Origin of the sequence: Pontibacter beigongshangensis (genome assembly GCF_014332515.1) — a bacterium.
Taxonomy (GTDB): domain Bacteria; phylum Bacteroidota; class Bacteroidia; order Cytophagales; family Hymenobacteraceae; genus Pontibacter; species Pontibacter beigongshangensis.
On record NZ_VFSD01000066.1, the window covers coordinates 1 to 627 of the forward strand.

The 627-nt window shown below is 63.2% G+C and carries 1 protein-coding gene; it reads right to left on the reverse strand.

From position 1 onward, the window contains the following. On the reverse strand, window positions 1–627 hold a 627-nt coding region (locus FJM74_RS22115), incomplete at both ends, for a hypothetical protein (protein ID WP_187264825.1).

Here is a 627-nt window from a genome sequence, read left to right on the forward strand (position 1 = left end):
GATAAGCTTAAGGCCGTGCCCAGGCTCTGCTCTGCCCCGCCGTTGAGGGAGTAAAAGCCCGCCACGGAGTTGTTTGAGGGGTCTGCCACCAGCTTGAGCCGCACGGTGGCGTTGTTGATGCCGGACACGGCACCGGTGATGCGCTGGTCAGAGGAGGAGGAGGCATCGTTGACCTCCCGGCGCATCTCCACCTTGTTTCCTACCACCACCAGCTTCACATACATCTTGTCGCTTGCCCCAAACCATAGCCCCCCCTGCTGGGAGGAGGTGCCGTAGTAGGGGTTTACGAGCGTTACTTCGATGGTGAGCCTGGAGCGGGAGTCCACCTTCACCCCCAGGGCATTGAGCTGGTTGTTGTTGGTCAGCCAGGCAATGCCCTTGTTGGTGGTGACCTGCAGCCTGCCAGAGGCCACAGTCAGCTTGGCGGGCTCGAAGCCAGGCAGGCTGGGGTTGGAGGGGGTGCCGTCCGCGGCGAGGCGGGTGCCCGAGTAAGTGTCTGCCAGGGTGAAGCCCGTGCCCACTCCGTTCTTGTCTGCCAGGGTGCCCGCTATTGAGCTGCCAAAGCTCAGGTTATAGGGAAGGGCGACCTGCAGCTGGTCGCAGGGGAGGGTGCTTAGCGGAGGGCAG